Genomic DNA, 1,283 nt, shown 5'->3' on the forward strand with positions numbered 1-1,283 from the left:
TGATTTACAGTGATGCCATTGATATCTGTATTGATGGACTCAATGAAGTCACTCCAGACACACGAGCGATGATTACCACTTTTGTGGAAAGTTACTTCAAGGGCAATATTATCATCGGGACCCAATCTATGGAGTGCCAGACTCCTTCCTCCGCTACGACCTATGTACTGCAACCATTAAAACCTAAGCAGATTAAGGAATTTTTACTATCCCGCTATAAAATTATGCCCCCAGATGCTCCCATCTCGGGTATGAAGTACAAACAAGCCTGCGAAAAGTATATTGACACCGTTTTAGATGAGTACCAATCAGAAGAAGAACGGAAAGCTGTGCGTCGGATGCTGTCTAACCCGATGGACCTGACCATAGTGGCTCAGATGATAGCCTATGGGCAGAAACCAGACTTGCTGAATTTGCAGCAACAGCAGTATCAATATATGGCTCAGGAGTATGAACAACTCTATCTGAGGAAATTTCCCCTAGAGGCATTTGCTGAAGCAGTTTACCAGATGCGCTTGCAAGACCAGGTAGCTATACCAGCTGACAAATGGTTTGAAGAACTGATTTGCATGGAACGCCACAAAATGGTAATTTGTCGTATATTTGTTGACCATGCAGGCAATGATCGAAAAGAATGGTACTTCCGCCACGACAAAATCCAGGACTTTTTCATCGTGCAGACGTTCCTAGGTGAGGGAAAAGATTTGCCAAACAAGCATATCAGTGACCCTAGGTTTCGCGGTGTGTACTTCCTCTTGGCAACTCTACTGCCGTGGAATGCTGCTTGGCACTTGCGGGAAACCTTAATTCAATACGCAGCGAATACTAAAGACCATACAGTTAGTGATACTTTTGTTCAACTGTTGTTGTCCCGACAAGCAGCATGATCTGTTGAAGGTTGTTCGCGTAGCGTGGCCAAAGGCCAAGGTTGAAGGTTGTTCGCGTAGCGTGGCCAAAGGCCAAGGTTAAAGTTTAAAGGTTGAAGGTTAAAAGTTAAAAGTTTAAAGTTGAAGGTTGTTGGTTAAAGGTTTAAAGTTGAAGGTTGTTGGTCAGAATTCTAAATTCTAAATTCTAAATTCTAAATTCTAAATTCTAAATTTTAAATTCTAAATTCTAAATTCTAAATTCTAAATTCTAAGAAGGTTGAAAGTTAGGTGTCAACAGCTACTAGAATTTCCAGGCTAGTGGTGCTACTGCTTGACTGGCCGACTTGCCTAACTGAGATGTCGGTTAAAGCACAGATACAAAGATCTGCTTGCTCTAATGCTGTGGCTGGGTGGGTT

The 1,283-nt window shown here is 42.2% G+C and carries 2 protein-coding genes; one reads left to right on the forward strand and one right to left on the reverse strand.

Annotation, left to right across the window (positions count from 1 at the left end; translation table 11 throughout):
• The coding region (locus F6K49_RS49990; protein WP_366514363.1) for a hypothetical protein at positions 1-887 on the forward strand (887 nt) is incomplete at its 5' end.
• On the opposite strand, the gene F6K49_RS49995 is transcribed toward F6K49_RS49990, so the two are convergent.
• Complete coding sequence (locus F6K49_RS49995; protein ID WP_293110265.1) at positions 841-963, reverse strand: hypothetical protein; 123 nt, start codon at positions 961-963, stop codon at positions 841-843. The genes F6K49_RS49990 and F6K49_RS49995 overlap by 47 nt on opposite strands.
• Between the last annotated feature and the right edge of the window lie 320 nt (positions 964-1,283).

The sequence above is a fragment of the Moorena sp. SIO3I6 genome, assembly GCF_010672095.1.